The sequence below is a fragment of the Rummeliibacillus pycnus genome (assembly GCF_050459865.1).
Classification (GTDB): Bacteria; Bacillota; Bacilli; order Bacillales_A; family Planococcaceae; genus Rummeliibacillus; species Rummeliibacillus pycnus_B.
This window is the reverse complement of sequence record NZ_JBCMNM010000106.1, coordinates 1-17,176: the sequence shown is the minus strand read 5'-3', so window position 1 is coordinate 17,176 and position 17,176 is coordinate 1. Positions and strand designations below refer to the sequence as shown.

Genomic DNA, 17,176 nt, shown 5'->3' with positions numbered 1-17,176 from the left:
GATGGTTCTGTTTCACCGTTCTTCCTCCAATCTGCTAGTATACGCATATTGTATCATTTGGAATTATGATAGAATAGAAAGAAAATGTCAGAATGTTGGTGATTGCATGAAAGTTTATATTACAACCGCCATATTTACTATTGTGCTGCTTCTAGGTGCTATCGGCTATAAGCATCAATTTTGGCAAAATGGTTCTTTACCGATAGATCAAGAACAACATGGGCTTAACGAACAGATTGTTATTAATTTTAGCCATGTAGTCGCAGAAGATACACCAAAGGGTCAAGCTGCCATTAAATTCGCTGAACTTTTAGAACAAAAAACAAATGGACGAATACATGTTATTATCTATCCGAACGGTATGCTTTATAATGATAATAACGAGTTAAAAGCATTGCAAAATGGTGATGTTCAAATGATTGCTCCATCCATTTCTAAAATGACAAAAGCGATTCCCACTTGGCAAGTATTAGATTTACCTTACTTATTTCACACAGATGAAGAAGTAGAAAAAGTATTAAATGGTCGTATTGGTGAACAATTACTTAACCAATTAAATCATGCAGATATTAAGGGTCTAGCTTTTTGGAATAATGGTTTCAAACAAATGATTTCCGAAAAAAACCGACTAGTTCGAACAGAAGATTTTAAAAACCTAAAAGTACGAGCAATGCCAAGTAGTGTATTACAGGCACAATTCGAACTACTTGATGCAACTCCAGTTACTACCTCTTTCGATGAATTATATTCTGAAATAGAAAACCATGGAATAGATGCACAAGAAAACACCATTTCGAATATCTATTCAAAAGGTTTTTATAAGGTTCAAAACCATATCACATTATCAAACCATGGGTTACTAGGATATGCAGTTTTGATGAATGAAGACTTTTGGAATAGTCTCCCTCAAGATTTGCAAGAAGATGTGGAAGAAGCAATGGCTGAAGCAACTAAATGGAATTTCCAAATCGCGAAAGAAATGAATCAGGTAGACTTAGAAAAACTAAAAAAAGAACCGAATGTTGATCTAACCAGTCTTTCTGTTGCAGAACAGAAAAATTGGGAAAAAAAATTCAAGCCCCTATACACGTCCTATAAGGATGAAGTGGGTTCTGTATTTTTAAAAGAAATTCAATCCGAGTTGAATCATTAAGATCTGTATTAGTACAAAATGGTCTTAATTATCCTTTGCATAAAAAAATTTTTTAACCGAGAATTTATTCTCGGTTTTTTCTTATTTAGCGCTATGACTGGTTTTATCCGACAATTCAGTACTTAAATCAAAATCGAGACCAAAATGACCAAAAAGAGTTTTATCACCATAATATTAGCATCTCATTCATAAGGAGTATCATGGTCCATGTAAGCGATAACATAAAGCAGTAATAAACTACACACAAAGAAGGCATGGCTATGAGAATTAACTTTAAAAACTTAACTGTTCAAGTAATTTGTGCAATTATTTTAGGGGTAATCGTTGGTGTATTATTCCCTAGCTTCGGTGCTCAACTAAAAGTATTAGCTGATATCTTTATCAAGCTTATTAAAATGTTAATTGCGCCAATTATCTTCCTAACCGTTGTAACTGGTATAGGTGGAATGGGCAATTTGAAAAAAGTTGGGTCAATCGGTGGGAAAGCACTTATATATTTTGAAATTGTTTCATCAATCGCATTAGCAATCGGTTTAGTTGTTGTTAACATCATTCAACCTGGTAAGGGTTTAGATACTTCACATGTTAAAGGTGGAGATATCACACAATTTACAAAACAAGCTGCAGAAGCTGATCATGGTTTTGCCGCATTTATCTCGAATATTATTCCAGATAACTTCTTTGGATCACTAGCGAACGGCGAATTATTGCCAGTATTATTCTGTGCCATTCTATTTGGGGTAGCCGCAGCATCAATCGGTGATCCTGTAAAACCAGTTATTAAACTTTGTGAACAAGTTTCTGAAATCTTCTTCAAAATTATCAGTATGGTTATGAAATTGTCTCCAATCGGTGCATTTGGTGCAATGGCTTTCACTATTGGAAATTTTGGTCTTGGTTCTTTAAAATCTTTAGGATTACTTATGGTTTCAGTGTATATCACAATGGGGCTATTCGTTATTGTAGTTCTAGGCTTAATCGCAAAATTCTTTGGGTTTAATATTTTCAAATTCATTGCTTACATCAAAGATGAGCTGTTCATCGTATTGGGGACTTCATCTTCAGAATCAGCATTGCCATTAATCATGCGAAAACTAGAAAAATTCGGATGTTCAAAACAAGTAGTAGGTTTAGTAGTTCCTACTGGTTATTCATTTAACCTAGATGGTACATCGATATACTTATCAATGGCAGCAATGTTCATTGCTCAAGCTTATAATGTCGATCTGTCATTATGGCAACAGATTTACTTATTAGGAATTTTGATGATTACTTCAAAAGGTGCTGCAGGGGTAACCGGTTCAGGGTTCATCACATTAGCGGCAACAATTACAGCATTCCCTATGATTCCTGTTGAAGGTATCGCTTTACTAATCGGTGTTGATCGTTTTATGTCTGAAGCACGTGCAATTACCAACATCATTGGTAATTCAGTTGCTACAGTCGTAGTAGCTAAAATGGAAAAAGAATTCGATCCTGTTAAGCATAAGGAATTGGAAAAAGAAATTGCCTTGGCACATCAACAAACACACTCTCATTAATAGCAGAACGTCATAAAAGGAATTCGATCTCCTCGACAATGACTTTCGATATAACCACCCGCTCTCCTCGTTGCGGGTGGTTTTTTATTCTTTTAGATTTGCTTTAAACTTAACTTTTGTAGCAACTCAGATAACTCTATCTCAGCCATAGAATTAATTCTCAATGCAACTTGATGATCAAAATCTAAATTTTGAGTTGTAGCATTCGGGACTACAACACATGGAATATTCGCGCGAATTGCTGCAAGTGAGCCATTTGGTGAATCTTCAAAAACTACCGCTTCATTTGCCTGAATCTCAAAATGCTCTAATACCCTTAAATAAAGTTCAGGATTAGGCTTTACCTCACTTACATCATCTGCTGTAAGAATTAAATCAAAAAACTTTTCCAAATTAAGCATTTCTAAAAATTTATATATCCAATTTTTTGTGGAACTTGAAGCAAGTGCAACCATTAACCCCAGTTCTTTTGCTTTTTCAAAGTAATTAATAACACCTTCTCTAGGCGATTTCTCTTGAATAGAATCCTCAAATATAGTTGTACGTTCTTTCTTGATTTCATTTTCGTCTAAATATGTATGGCTACTTAAAAGTTTTTCGTAAGGATTGAAAACGAAATTGGTTCCTATTGACTCGTACCATCTTTGCAACGGAAATTCTACATTGTATTTTTTATAAATACTTTGATAAGATTCGAATTCAAATGTCTCTGTATCAAAAATTAATCCATCAAAATCAAAAATGACAGCTTTTATCATCTAATCTCTCCCCTATTTTTTCTTCTTAAAATAACCACGATATAAAATTTTATTCCTATAATCGTAATACATTCTAAATCGTTCTATTTGAATGTAGAACTCTATAAAAAGATTGTACGCTATGAAGCACTTCTTCATAGATAAAATTTTCTATTAAGTCAACATTTTTCAACTGATATGAAAATACAATAGTAATTAAGTGAAAAAATATGCTATGGGAGATGATTAAATGTTAGTAACCACTACAAACAATCTTGATGGCAAAAGAATTCTAACCTATCATGGGATTGTTACAGGTGAAGCGATTATGGGTGCCAATATTGTACGTGATATCTTCGCTTCTATAACAGATGTCATTGGAGGACGAAGTTCAGCATATGAAGGGAAACTTGCTGAAGGGCGTGAAATAGCTATTTCTGAAATGACAGAGCGTGCTGAAAAACTAGGTGCTAACGCAGTAATCGGTGTGGATCTGGATTTTGAAACAATTCGGGATGGTATGTTAATGTGTGTCGCTACTGGTACTGCAGTGACTTATGCGTAATACTGAGATTTACGTTCATCTACAAGGTGGCGTTATATTCGTTTAGAGAGCCATCCACTCGACTTTTGCGAAAAAAGCAAGACAGACGACGAAATCCTACTTGAGCTTAACGAAGAAGCAGCTCGGGCGCTAATTTGATAGAAATAAATAGACCTCATTTTGATTAAAGATTAATCAAAATGAGGTCTTACTAATAAATTCATCATTACTTTTTATAAAAGGATTAATTATTATTTAATGTTAATTTTTTAGGGGGAAAATCAAGATTACAACCAAATTTTTGCTAGTTGAGATACTCCTTTTATTATCTCTTCTTCACATAAATTACCCAATCCAAGTTGAATATGCGGATATTGTGGTATATATTTCGAGAAATATTTTGAGCAAGGATAAACTACAATTCCGTGATCATATGCCCTTTCAATTAGCATTTTTTCACTCATTTTTGTTTTAACTTCAATAATAACGAAAATTCCGGAGCTACCACCTTTTATTTCAACATAATTCTTAAAGTGTTTTAGTAACTCCCTATTCAATAGATTCATTTTACGTTTATACAAAGCTTTCATCTTCCTTAAGTGTGAGTACCAATATCCTTCATTCATAAAGGCCGCCAGTGTTCTCTGATGAATAGATGAGGATGTTTGCTCAAGCAAAGGGAGTATCTTTTTATATTCACTTACTAGCCTCCTAGGCAAAACCATATAACTGACACGGATAGAAGGTAGCAGTGCTTTTGAAAAAGTTCCTAAATAAACCACCCTTTCATTAGAATCTAAACTTTGAAGAGACGGTATTGGTTGATGGATGTATCGAAATTCACTATCGTAATCATCCTCAATAATATATCCTTCCACCCTTTCTGCCCATTGAATTAACTTTAATCTTTCATTGACGGGGATTGTTACTCCGTATGGAAAGTGGTGAGTAGGAGTGACATATAAAAGTCTGGAAGGCGACTTTAAAAGGCGATCGACTTGGATGCCTTGTTCTCTTACCGGGATCGGATCAATGATGAATGACTGAAGAGCAAATAGTTCCCTTGCCACATTATATCCAGGGTCTTCTACTGCTAGATAATGATAGTCTTGCTTTAACAACAGCGACAAAAGTAGTAACAAGTGTTGTGTGCTACTGCCAATAATAATCTGTTCAGTAGAAGTATTAACCCCTCTTGATTGAAACAAGTAATCTGCTAGTGCCTTTCTTAATTTAATATCGCCTTGTTTTTCTCCGTATGAAAACATGCTAGAGTCTTTAACTATTTTGTTTGTAAGCATTCTCCATTTTTTCAAAGGGAAGTTCTCTTGATCTACTGTCCCAATCTTAAAGTCAATAGTTTTTATGTCAGTTTGATTTTTTTCATGATGCTGTTCTCTAATGGGTTCATAATTAAGCGTCTCATCAGATATAGTTGCCTCTACAAAAAATCCCTTTTTATTCTCACTTCGAATATATCCTTCCGATTGCAATTGTTCATAAGCTACCTGAGTTGTATTTCTGCTGACCTCTAATTGGAGAGCAAGTTGTCTAATCGATGGCAACTTTGTATTCCATTCTAATTTTCCAGATAAAATTTGAGTACGTATGTATTGATAAACTTGTTGGTACATAGGATTGTTACTTTCCCGATTGATATTAAATATTAGTTCATTCATCATTGGAATACCTCATCTGTCATTTGTTTTTATTGTAAACTGTACCTTTTTGAAATGACAGTATAAATGAATAATGAATTTAGAAAAAATTTAATCTGGGAGATAACTTATGACAATATTCATGTACATATTTTGTTTGATTGTATGGGGACTCAACTTTATAGCAGTAAAAATTCAAGGAACTCCTGTTAGTTTGGAATTATCCTTAACTTATCGTTTAGTTATGACAGCCTTTTTATTTTTTATTCTTGTTTTGTTCCTTCAACCAAGAGGACGGCCAACAAGAAAAGATATCCCATTTGTAATAGTTTTTGGTGTATGTAACTTTGCATTAAGCTACTTATGTCTTTATTACGCCACAATTTTGAGTTCTGCAGCAATCGTAACATTGGTTTTTTCATTAAAGGTGATTTTGACCCCGATTACTCTCCGGATTTTTTTAAAAGAAAAGTTACATTTACGAGTTTTGTTTGGGGGGATTTTTGGTGTATTAGGCGTATGTATTCTCATCTATCCGAATTTAAACAGCTTTCAAGGATCCAATGACATAAAAGGAATAATGGTTGCAATCTTAGGTACGCTTCTTACAGCAGTAGGTGATGCCAGCTCAGCACGAAATGCAAGTCGTAAGGTGAATCCTATCTACGCAAATGCTATTGGATTTACAGTGGGTAGTATATTGATGGGAGTAATTGTATTATTTCAAGGGCAAGAATTTATATTTCCAACATCGGTTTCATACTTATCTATGTTGTTATATTTAACTCTGGTTGCTTCATTCTTAGCATGGTTATTCTATTTGAAGCTTGTAGAAAAAATTGGAGGAGCTCAAAGTAGCTATATGGTTGCTCTTTTCCCGGTAATTGGAGGAATAGCATCAGTTTTAATCGGTGAGTCAGATCCATCATTGTATTTGTTTGCTGGTTGCATTTCTAGCTGTATTGGCGCTGCCATCGCATTAGGGTTTGGAACTCGAAAGCAAAATTCGAAATTACCTCTAAAAAGAGCTATTTAAGAAGGAATAATTCTTGTGAACTTGAAAATAGAGCTAATTTGTTTGGCTCTCAGGTTATTGACCACCAGCAATTCGGTGATTCCCTTTTCACAAGTTTTATACAAATTTAAATAACAAAACACATTATTAGATTTTTAAAAAGGTTAAACAAGAAAAATAATTCTTATGCTTATTTTCAGATTACGATCAAACATCTGATATAATAAGCTAATTGAATAACATATGGATGGTGAACTAATTGAAGATACTTGAAACCAATCGACTTATCCTTCGCCTGCAAACAACCGATGATGCGGCGTTTATCCTTGAGCTTATGAACGATCCCTCCTGGTTACGCTTCATAGGTGATCGTGGTGTGAGGACGCTGGATGACGCAAGAGACTATATTTTGAATGGACCTGTTCGCATGTATGAGCAATTTGGTTTCTGCCTTTATTTGGTGGAACGAAAAGAAGATCATGCCAAGATTGGAATTTGTGGTTTGGTAAAAAGAGATTCCTTGAAAGATGTTGATATTGGATTTGCCTTTCTCCCAAAGTATTGGTCAAAAGGATATGCTTATGAAGCTGCCTCCGCAGTAATGTCCTATGGAAAAGACATATTAGGGTTAACACGCATTGTGGCAATCACGTCTCAAGACAATAAAGCTTCAGAAAGTCTGCTCGAAAAAGTTGGATTTCAGTTTGAAAAATTGATTCAGTTAGCCGATGACCCCGAAGAGCTTAAGCTTTTGATATTTGACAAAACAGAAAATCCTATCAAAAAACAACAATAACTGCTTAAGGAGAAGTAGGTTGAGTAGCAAGTGATTAATCTTAGAATTGGGCGGTTATATGAATTTTATTATAAAAGAAGCCTTTCAACTATTTTTCATTACTACCCCTTTCTCTAATTATAGATAAAGAAAGATTGTAACTTTACTTTAAAATCACTACGATTAGCTTCGGAAAACCTATGATAACCTTTATAAAAATAAAAAGACGGTAAATACCGTCTTTTTTACTTTTTGCAAAATCTTAAGAGTGGTTTATGAATGTTCATAGTAATATCCAAAGATAGCCAAAATAGCACATGCAAGAATCACAGCAATTGCTACTCTTATTGGCGAAATAGGTGCTCGACCGCCAACTTTACCTGTCTGCCCATTGACCATAAATTGATACACTTTGTTTTTATATTGGAAAGAAGATAACCAAATAGGTAACATCAAATATTTATATGTTATGTTATCGTGCGTAGTAGAAAACTGAATACTCCCAACTTGATCTGCTCCACATTCGAAGCGAATCTTTGATGCGATTTGTTGACGAATGTGATCCTTAATATCTTGTTGTGCGATTTTCCAGCCATCTTCAAGACCAATACTATATCGTTCTGCCAAAAATCCGGAAACATATTCAGGTTTATAGGATGTATTATTCATTAAATTAAAAGGTTCTATTTTTCTCATCATATCATGATCATAACGTGTTGTTGCACTCACTAATTGATCATCTATGAATTCTTGATAAAAACCTGAAGTTGAATACCAATCCGTCTCGATATATGTATCTCCGTCTTTATCTCTTACGACACGGTTAATACCATAATTCGCAGAATAATAGGATCCTGTCTTTGTATCAAATGTCCAATAAGGTAGGTAAACCCCTTTAAAAGCATCTGGCTTTGCACTTAATTTAGCTTCACGAGGAGTAAACCATCGCCCTTTAATCCATCGTTGAAAATTAAAACCTGCCTCTTTATCAGTAACTTCAAATTTACAAACACCGTTTGGAGCAAGTGTATCTACTGTATCTGCTTCCATTATTTGATGAGAACCGCAATAGGGGCAGGTATCTGCAACTTGCAATGCATCATAAATTGTCTCAGATGCACATTCGCTACAAATAACCGTTTTCTTTTCTATTCCCCAGTCAAAATTTCCACGTTTCTCAGCTGAGTAGAAATCCATTTCTTGAGCCACTTTGTCTTTTTCATCTTCAGGCTTTGCGATTTCTGTCTCGTGCCCACAATAAGGGCAAGTTAATTTACCATTTTCAGGATTAAATTCAATAGAGGCCCCACAGGAAGGACATTCGGCATCAAAATCAATCTTTGCATGTTTCACACTTTCATCCATACTGATTTTGCCCCCTATTGCTTGTCGTTATCATCAAATAAGTCACCACATTCAGGACAGAATTTTGGTGGATTCGTTGGATCTTCAGGTTTCCATCCACATTTATCACATAAATATGTCGGTGCCCCTTTTGGTTTTGGTGTTCCACAATTTGTACAGAACTTTCCTTTATTTACAGTGCCACAAGTACATGTCCAACCATCATTTGTTGGTTTTGGTGTTCCACAGTCAGAACAGAATTTACCTGTATTGGTTTGACCACATGCACAATTCCAAGTATTTAATGATGTCTCGTTATTATGTGTTTCTTGGTGGTTTTGTTGAGTTTGTTGAGAAGCCATTTGATAAAGCTGACCTGCATTTACACCACCTGCTTGAGAAGCCATATTCATTCCCATAAATCCGCCAAGTGCTCCATTTTCATTTTCTGCAGCTTTAATCATAGCATCTGCTTGAGCTCCAGTAATTTGAGCAGCAGCCATTGATGTATTACGAAATACAGCATTTTTTTGCAATTGCTTAATCATCGCTTCATCTTCTTCAGAAGCTTTTAGCGAGTTAATACCAAAGGTCCCTACAGCTAAACCACGTGATTCCAGCCATTTTTCTGATAAAACTTGATTTAGTGCTGATGCCAATTCGATTGTATGAGCTGGAATTTCACTGTAACGAACACCAAGTGCTGAAATTTTAGCAAATGCTGGTTGTAATGCTGTCATTAATTCTGTTTTTAATTGACTATCGATTTCACCACGATTATATTCACGTTCGACATTTCCGCACACATTTTTATAAAACAATAGCGGGTTGATAATACGATATGAATATTCTCCATGGCATCTGATTGAAATATCAATATCTAATCCGATATTTCGATCGATTACTCGGAAAGGAACTGGACTTGGAGTACCGTATTTATTGCCCATGATTTCTTTTGTATTAAAGTAATAAATACGTTGATCCTTGGCCGGTTCACCGCCAAATGTGAAACGCTTGCCAATTTCTTTAAATGTTTGAAGAATATTTTCTTTGAAATCTCCATCAAAGAAGATGCTCGGTTCAGTTGAAGTATCATATACATACTCGCCAGCTTCTGCACTGACCTCTACAACTTTCCCCTGCTCTACAATCATCATACATTGACCTTCATTAACGGCGATAATTGAACCATTGGAAATAATGTTATCATTTCCTCTGTTTGATCCACGTTTTGTATTACGCTTTACACCTTTTGTAACTAATACTTCTTTCGAAAGTCCTTCACAATAAAAGTATTCACGCCATTGATCTTCTAAAACGCCTTTTGCAGCGCCGATTCCTGCTTTAATTAAGCCCATAACTATCCCATCCTTTATGTAATAAATTTCATTCTTTCAATATGGGAATATAGAAAATATCCTATTTTTTAATACGTTTTAGTCTAAAAAAAGTTTCAATCTATGCACGAATTAGTTTTCAATTCTTACAAAAAATAAAACGACGTCCAATTTTGAACACCGTTTTATTTGACTACGATCTAGAATATATTTGCATCTAAATTAATGAGTAAACCTATATTTCTTTTTCGTTCCGTCGGAAAATTTCACTTCTAAATCAATTGTTTTATATGAGTTATCAATATTAAATACATTCAATATTTGTTTTTTCACTTCTTCGTCTGAAGTGGAAGGGGTGATGGTTAACTTTTTAAAGTAGTGTTCAAGCTGTGTATAAGCATTATTACCTTCCATTTTTTGATTTTTACGCTCGTCTGAAATAGAAACATCGGCTCCATTGTTTCTATTCTCAAAATCAATCTCAAAAGCTTGATTTGCTCCATAATCTACATCTAATTTAAATTCAGAAAAATTAAATGCTTTGTTTTGAGTATTATCAATCGTGCTAGTCGTATCGTTTGATCTATGTGTTGAATCATAGGCACTGCCTTCTGAAGTTGGTACATCTTTTTTTACATTTGATGCATTATCAGACTTATTTCCACTTCCACAACCAGCTAAAATAACCGTTAAAATTGATACCGCTAAAAAAGTTGACCATTTCAACATTTTGTAATCTCCTTTCATATAAGTATTTATAGCATTCCCGTTTCAAAAGCATTAATTCCAAATTGATATAAGAAAAAGTGAAATATGACCTTAAAAAATGACAAAAAAGCAATATGCTTTATCTTTGCATACTGCTTCAAAATATTATTCACTATATTTAAAATCTTGATTAAATGGTTTTAAGCGTATCATTACTTTGGCTTGGATTTCTTTATGGTAATCGATTGGTCCAAAATCTCTTGAATCCATAGAATTGTTGCGATTATCCCCCATCACAAATACTTTACCTTTTCCTACTTTTACATCTAAATTATTTGTGACCATTGGTTCCTTTATATAGGGTTCTTTGATCTCTTTACCATTTCGAAAAAGCACATTATCTTTTATCTGGATATGATCTCCTGGTAAGCCAATCACTCTTTTTATAAATAAATCATGTCCTGCTACCAATTCCGCATCAAAACTCACTATGTCATCGTAGTTAGGTTTTTGATACTTATATGCAAGTCTATATGAAATTAAATAATCTCCTTCGTGTAAACTATTTTCCATACTATGACCAATAACTATTTCAGGAGAGATAAGAGCACGGAAACTAATTGCTAAACATACCATCACAATCAATGTGAAAAAAAAGCGCCGTAAATCTTCCCATAAAGTTGAAAACTTCCCCATAAATTATTCGCCTAATTTCTCTATTAATTAATGAATCTAATATAATCGAAATCATCATTTCCATAAATCAATTTTAACATATTCTCTCAATTTAATTTAGCTTCGTAATTAATTTACTATAAATAAAAAAGATTCCATTTTGAAAAAAGATTGATCAAAATGGATTCTTTTTTAGAAAATTTAAGTATTGGTTTTATGTTTTATCATTTTCTACCTATGTTTCTCAATATTCGTGCCCTTTATTGGAATAACGAAATTGAGGGCTAAAGCGTAAAATAACTCACAGCTAGTTTAGCTAACGCACCTGTTCAATGAGAATATACTAATCATTTAATCCTTTTCCATCGAGAATTTGCTGCATATATTTTTCAACTCTTGACACTCGAGTTTTGGATTGTTTGGCTTGAGAAAAATAAAGAATGTATGCTCTTTGTCGTCCCGGTGTCAATTCTTCAAAAGCAGTTTTCAACGCAGGGATTTCATCGAATTTATTTTGAAGTTCTTCAGGTATTGTGTATTCTTTATGCTCTTTCATAATGACTTCTAAACCTGCTTTTTCTACTTCAATGGCTTCATTAATATAGTCTTTCAAGATTGTTTCCATTTCAATTATTTCTTGAACGTTGGTGAATCGAATCTGGCGCGCTGCCTGTACATTCTCCGTTTGTTGAATTAGAATCCCATTGGCATCCCGTAACAAGGCACCTTTGTGAAACAGAAGCGCACAATATTCTTTAAATCCATGTATTAAAACTATGTTTTTATTCTCAAACGTGTAACAAGGATGCATCCACTTAAATTCTTCGGTCAACTCACAGTCAAGAACGATACTTCTCAACTTCTCATATTCTTCCTTCCACTTTTTAGATTTACTTAAAAATTCATCAACCTTAGGGTTCATTCTACTATTTGTCATTAAAGAACACCTCTCTTCAATTTTTCGAACAGATTACTGTTAAGCAAAACTAGCTTGATAAGATACATTGAGCTTCTGTCGCTATTTTTTCTCCTCGATTAATCATATCATTCATTCGGTCTAATTCGAACATAAATACTTCTTCATGAATTCGACCGATGTCTAATGTTAACCAGTAACCATCAACAAAAGGACATTTGCATTTTCGTTATCCCAATAATAGTCACAACCATTGGACCTTTTATCCATACTGAAAATATAAAAAACCTGCATTCAAATAAAATGCAGGTTTTCATTAATAAAAGATTATTCAAAATTAATTAACTAAGTATGTTAAAACTTGTTTGGGTGTTTCGACTGTTACTTCCATTCTTTAAGCGTTTTTTCGAATTTCACTTGATTCATTAATCGATGAATCCCTCTTGATTGATCAATTGCAAGTTGCATCTCTTCTTTATAGCGTTCAAGTTTATGTTGTTTTTGGGCGATGACTGCTTCGATAGAGTGTGACATCCAAGGTTGATAGAACGGATGATTTCTTGCATTTCCGTATTTTCCTGATAATGCTTCAACATATGCCGTATTATACGATTTAAGTGGACCGTTTTTCATTGAATTAACAATGTCTCTAGCGTTAGAGAGTTCACCTAAACGAACTGCTCGTTGAAATTCATAATCTTTCTGTCCATCAGGTTGGTTTTTGAATTTTTTAATCAGACGATCAAGCGCTTCTATTTCGTCTTCCTTCGTCCCATCTTTAATTGCAAAAGCATAAGCATAGGTTGGATTGCTTTTTTGATAACGAGCTTGGCGTAATATCGCTTTTGTATTTTTTGATGATGTCATCGTAAAAGCGTAATAACCTACAATTGCTACCGCAAGTATCGTAAAAAAGGCAATCGAAAAACTTGTTGGTACTTTTAGCCAAATAAAAATAGCCCCTATTCCCAACACAATTAGGTAAAAAAATAATAGTCTCAAAATATTCATAACAATTCTCCAATACATTTAAAATGGTGGATTAACCATCATTACTATCTTAACAATGACCTTTAGTTTGGGCAATTAATAGGGTTACTCTTTTTCACATGAATTTCGTATCGTTCAATAAATTTTCATTAATAATTTTTAACTGAAGCAATTTTATAAATCATTTATGGTAACATATTTCCTTTTCCATATTCATATTTGGAAGTTCCGCTACAGACGCTGCTTTCCACGGGCTTGGCTTCAATCTCCTCGGGCCAACACGATGTTGGTCACAAAGTCGTTACCACAGGACGTGGCGATCTTAGGCTTTGTTCTTTAAAAGATGTACTCCTGCATCGCTTCGTCGCATGAAAATGCGAATGCATTTTCGAGGAATCGCCGTCTTTCGCTCCACTATGAACAAAAGTGGAAATCTTGAAATTAGAATACTTTATATAAGTTTTGCATTATGAAATTATTATTCAACTGATTCAATTTCATAAATACTTTTTGAATAATTCTCTTATTAGTAAATGAATAAAGACGCTGCAAGAAATACAGCGTCCTTCTTTTTATACAATATCTGACTTTGTTGCAACTATGATCTTCCTTACATCTGTTTTTAACCGTACCTTAGGCAAACCATTTCCATAGATAAAGTTTCTTCCTGACTGGCCGAATACTTCAATTTTCCCCAAATCAGAATCAGCCTGTATATGTCCATTTGTCATCATTTGATCCGTTACTAATTGGATAAGTCCCAAATTTGTTTCAAGACTAATATCACTTTCTATTACAGGTATATACATTTCTATACGCCCGTTATCTGTTTTTGCGTCCACTTCGCCTTGTAATGTTTTCAATTCAATACGTCCATTGTCTGTACGCAGTTTTGAAAAAGATGCGCGCGAATTTGTTATTTCAATACGTCCATTATCGGTCTCGGAAAAGAATTTTGTGAATTGACTTTGGTCAATTGAGATACGACCATTATCTGTTTTGGCATTTGCTTCGTTTGCCAATACTTTTTCAAACTCTATACTTCCGTTATCTGTTTCAACTGTTATCATTTTCGATTGTTTGTTACATAATTTAATATTGCCATTATTATTAAAAATAGAAATTTGATCATATAATCGTTCTGGTATTTGTATCGTTACTGTAGCATCAGAGTTTATAATCCCGATTCTAAAGAAAAATAATTTGCGAAAGCCCTCTTCTCTATCAACTGTAATATGTAAAATTCCGTTAACATTGTTTATTTGAACTTTTGTTTTTCCATCATGATCTTTTACACTAGAATAAACTTTTTGATCTGAAGACGGCATCACTATCACATTTGCGTCCTTGACCTTAATATTCACTTGCTGAAATTGTTCCGAATCTACAGGTACTATTTCATTATTAGTAACAAATTCATCTTCCGAATAAGCTTTTAATAATTCCTCAGCAATTTCTTCTGCAGAACCAAATGATGAAATAATTTCATCATTGCTTTTACCTTCTTTTCTTCCGTTTTCAAAATAATCTTTGAAATCTCTTAATATATCATTTCTTTCTTTAGGGTTTAGTTTCTGTAATGCTACCTCAAGTTGAATTAAATATTGTTGTTCAGTCATAAATATCCCTCTTCTCTTTTTCTTTTAAACTAAACAGATAATTGATATTTTCCGTGCATATACTGCTTTGGAAAGAGATGATGAAAATCTAAAATACTTTAAATCTTTATTCTTCTTAAATATATTCAATTTAAACTTCTCTTTCTGAATATGATTCAAAGGAGAAAGCCATGAAAATTTCCCTCAATTATTCTGGAAACTATTCAAATCTTCTATCCCCTGAGTTAAAACTAAAAATTCAGACTATTCATGATGGTATCTATACCAAAACAGGTATTGGTTCTGATTATTTAGGCTGGATTGATTGGCCAAGCTCTATAAGTCAAGATTGGCTAAAAAATTTAAACGATACTGCTAAGGATATTCGGGATAAATCAAATGTTTTAGTCGTAATTGGAATAGGTGGATCCTATTTAGGAGCGAAAGCAGTTTTAGAGGCATTATCAAAAAATTTCCAACCTTTTAAAAAGTTAGAGGTGATTTTTGCTGGTCATCTGGTAAGTGGAACTTATTTAAAACAATTAATGCAATATTTAGACAGTAAAGAAGTCACCATCAATGTGATTTCTAAATCAGGCACAACAACAGAACCTGCAATTGCCTCACGCTTCTTAATACAGTATATGGAAAAACGATATGGAGAACAAGCTTCATCTAGAATAATTGTGACGACAGATGGAAAAAAGGGTGCTTTACGCTCTTTAGCGATTGCAAAAGGATATAAACGGTTGGTTGTACCAGAAGATATAGGTGGTCGATATTCCGTCTTTACTGCAGTTGGACTTTTACCGTTTGTAGCAGCTGGGTATGACATAGAAGAATTGTTACTTGGTGCAAAAATTGCTCAACAAGAATTCCAAATAGTTGATGTCGAAAATAACCCTGCTATTCAATATGCTATTATTCGAAAAAATCTTTATGATTCCGGTTATCCTGTTGAAATTCTCGCTACTTTTGATGACAAATTAAAATATGTACAAGAGTGGTGGAAACAACTATTTGGTGAAAGTGAAGGAAAAGATGGTAAGGGAATCTTCCCTACTTCAGTTCTCTATTCAACTGATTTACACTCATTAGGACAATATATTCAAGATGGTAAACGAATGTTATTTGAGACATTTCTATTAGTTGACAAAGTAGATGAAGATTTGACGATAGTTGAATCATTCCAAAATGGTGATGACTTAAATTATTTAAGCGGCCTTTCATTACATGAATTTAATCATGTTTGCTACGAAGCAACTTCTATTGCACATCTTCAAGGAGGAGTACCACAAATTGCAATCACCATTGATCAACTAGATGAAAGACATCTAGGGCATCTTTTATATTTCTTTATGATAGCTTGCGCATATAGTGCTTATCTTCTTGATATAAACCCGTTTGATCAACCAGGTGTCGAAGAATATAAAATGAATATATTTAAATTTTTGAAGAAGCCAGGGTATTGTTGAGGAATCAAAAGCTCTGAAATGATCTAAACCATTAAAAATAAAAGCATGGATTGAAATGATTCAAACCATGCTTAATACCTGATATGGATTTTGCTTAAAAAAGAATCTTTTTCATCTTTCATTTGGAAATGAAGAAGATGTCCTGAGCTAACCTGGTTATAATTTCGTTTAAAGTAGTTGAATTCCCTATTCTTCAGACTTGTTATATGTTTTATCGAGTAGTGATATTAATTCTTCTGAATTAATATACTTATTACCGATTTTTGAACTCGTAAACTCGTATTTCGTTGTATTAGTTTGAAGAATGACTCTATAGCGATATCCTTCTTTTGTTTCTTGATTATCAGATTCCTTAATTTTAATGCTGTTTAATAAATTCAAAAAGGACTCTATTTGTTTTTGGTCGGTAAGAATCTTTTCGTTTCCTGAAGTGCCATCCATTAGAGTTATTTTATTTATATTTGATTTGATAGATAAAGAGTCACTTTTCCCACTACAACCTGCTAAGATGATTAAGAAAATTAGTATAATTAATGCTTGCAATTTTCTCATTCAATCACCTCGGTATAAATTTTAATAACAATTATTTCAGAAGGAGTATCGTTTAAAATAGTCCTTACTGAACCTTTGTATCTTGATGAAATTCCATTTTCATATTCAGATTTGGATGTTCCGCTACAGACGGCGCTTTCCACGGGCTTGGCTTCAAT

The 17,176-nt window shown here is 33.7% G+C and carries 16 protein-coding genes; 6 read left to right on the top strand and 10 right to left on the bottom strand.

Features of this window, described 5'->3' with window-relative positions:
• Positions 1-106: 106 nt before the first annotated feature.
• Both ABE048_RS18595 and ABE048_RS18590 read left to right on the top strand, forming a co-directional pair.
• Positions 107-1,153: a DctP family TRAP transporter solute-binding subunit gene (locus ABE048_RS18595; protein ID WP_430312764.1), complete on the top strand. Its 1,047-nt coding sequence runs from the start codon at positions 107-109 to the stop codon at positions 1,151-1,153.
• Between the two features lie 260 nt (positions 1,154-1,413).
• Positions 1,414-2,694 carry a dicarboxylate/amino acid:cation symporter gene (locus ABE048_RS18590; RefSeq protein ID WP_430312763.1) on the top strand — a complete coding sequence of 427 codons (1,281 nt, stop codon included), beginning with the start codon at positions 1,414-1,416 and terminating at the stop codon, positions 2,692-2,694.
• 92 nt (positions 2,695-2,786) lie between these two features.
• Here ABE048_RS18590 and ABE048_RS18585 read toward each other — a convergent pair whose 3' ends face one another.
• Complete coding sequence (locus ABE048_RS18585) at positions 2,787-3,452, bottom strand: HAD-IA family hydrolase (protein WP_430312762.1); 666 nt, start codon at positions 3,450-3,452, stop codon at positions 2,787-2,789.
• Positions 3,453-3,681: 229 nt separating this feature from the next.
• Here ABE048_RS18585 and ABE048_RS18580 point away from each other — a divergent pair, with 229 nt between their 5' ends.
• Positions 3,682-3,996 carry a YbjQ family protein gene (locus ABE048_RS18580; RefSeq protein ID WP_397538634.1) on the top strand — a complete coding sequence of 105 codons (315 nt, stop codon included), beginning with the start codon at positions 3,682-3,684 and terminating at the stop codon, positions 3,994-3,996.
• 266 nt (positions 3,997-4,262) lie between these two features.
• Here ABE048_RS18580 and ABE048_RS18575 read toward each other — a convergent pair whose 3' ends face one another.
• A complete protein-coding gene (locus ABE048_RS18575; protein ID WP_430312807.1) occupies positions 4,263-5,654 on the bottom strand; it encodes a PLP-dependent aminotransferase family protein in 1,392 nt (463 codons plus the stop codon).
• 109 nt (positions 5,655-5,763) lie between these two features.
• Here ABE048_RS18575 and ABE048_RS18570 point away from each other — a divergent pair, with 109 nt between their 5' ends.
• Positions 5,764-6,669, top strand: a complete 906-nt coding sequence (locus ABE048_RS18570) for a DMT family transporter (protein ID WP_430312761.1) — start codon at positions 5,764-5,766, stop codon at positions 6,667-6,669.
• A 238-nt stretch (positions 6,670-6,907) separates the two neighbouring features.
• Positions 6,908-7,444, top strand: a complete 537-nt coding sequence (locus tag ABE048_RS18565) for a GNAT family N-acetyltransferase (protein WP_430312760.1) — start codon at positions 6,908-6,910, stop codon at positions 7,442-7,444.
• Between the two features lie 252 nt (positions 7,445-7,696).
• Here the strand turns inward: ABE048_RS18565 and ABE048_RS18560 are convergent, their stop codons facing one another.
• From ABE048_RS18560 to ABE048_RS18530, 7 genes are all read right to left on the bottom strand, one after another.
• The gene (locus ABE048_RS18560; RefSeq protein ID WP_430312759.1) at positions 7,697-8,788 is read right to left on the bottom strand and encodes a hypothetical protein; all 1,092 of its coding nucleotides are present in this window, start codon (positions 8,786-8,788) and stop codon (positions 7,697-7,699) included.
• A 14-nt stretch (positions 8,789-8,802) separates the two neighbouring features.
• Positions 8,803-10,125, bottom strand: coding sequence for an SPFH domain-containing protein (locus tag ABE048_RS18555; protein ID WP_430312758.1), 1,323 nt, complete (start codon positions 10,123-10,125; stop codon positions 8,803-8,805).
• A gap of 201 nt (positions 10,126-10,326) precedes the next feature.
• The gene (locus ABE048_RS18550) at positions 10,327-10,833 is read right to left on the bottom strand and encodes a YusW family protein (protein ID WP_430312757.1); all 507 of its coding nucleotides are present in this window, start codon (positions 10,831-10,833) and stop codon (positions 10,327-10,329) included.
• 144 nt (positions 10,834-10,977) lie between these two features.
• Positions 10,978-11,508, bottom strand: a complete 531-nt coding sequence (lepB, locus tag ABE048_RS18545; RefSeq protein ID WP_430312756.1) for a signal peptidase I — start codon at positions 11,506-11,508, stop codon at positions 10,978-10,980.
• Between the two features lie 322 nt (positions 11,509-11,830).
• Positions 11,831-12,424 carry a YdeI/OmpD-associated family protein gene (locus tag ABE048_RS18540; protein ID WP_430312755.1) on the bottom strand — a complete coding sequence of 198 codons (594 nt, stop codon included), beginning with the start codon at positions 12,422-12,424 and terminating at the stop codon, positions 11,831-11,833.
• Between the two features lie 360 nt (positions 12,425-12,784).
• Positions 12,785-13,414, bottom strand: coding sequence for a hypothetical protein (locus ABE048_RS18535; RefSeq protein WP_430312754.1), 630 nt, complete (start codon positions 13,412-13,414; stop codon positions 12,785-12,787).
• Between the two features lie 551 nt (positions 13,415-13,965).
• Entirely contained in the window at positions 13,966-15,012 is a 1,047-nt protein-coding gene (locus ABE048_RS18530; protein WP_430312753.1) for a DUF4097 family beta strand repeat-containing protein, read from the bottom strand.
• 170 nt (positions 15,013-15,182) lie between these two features.
• Here ABE048_RS18530 and ABE048_RS18525 point away from each other — a divergent pair, with 170 nt between their 5' ends.
• Positions 15,183-16,466, top strand: a complete 1,284-nt coding sequence (locus ABE048_RS18525; protein WP_430312752.1) for a glucose-6-phosphate isomerase — start codon at positions 15,183-15,185, stop codon at positions 16,464-16,466.
• 186 nt (positions 16,467-16,652) lie between these two features.
• Here the strand turns inward: ABE048_RS18525 and ABE048_RS18520 are convergent, their stop codons facing one another.
• A complete protein-coding gene (locus tag ABE048_RS18520; RefSeq protein ID WP_430312751.1) occupies positions 16,653-17,018 on the bottom strand; it encodes a hypothetical protein in 366 nt (121 codons plus the stop codon).
• Positions 17,019-17,176: the final 158 nt, after the last annotated feature.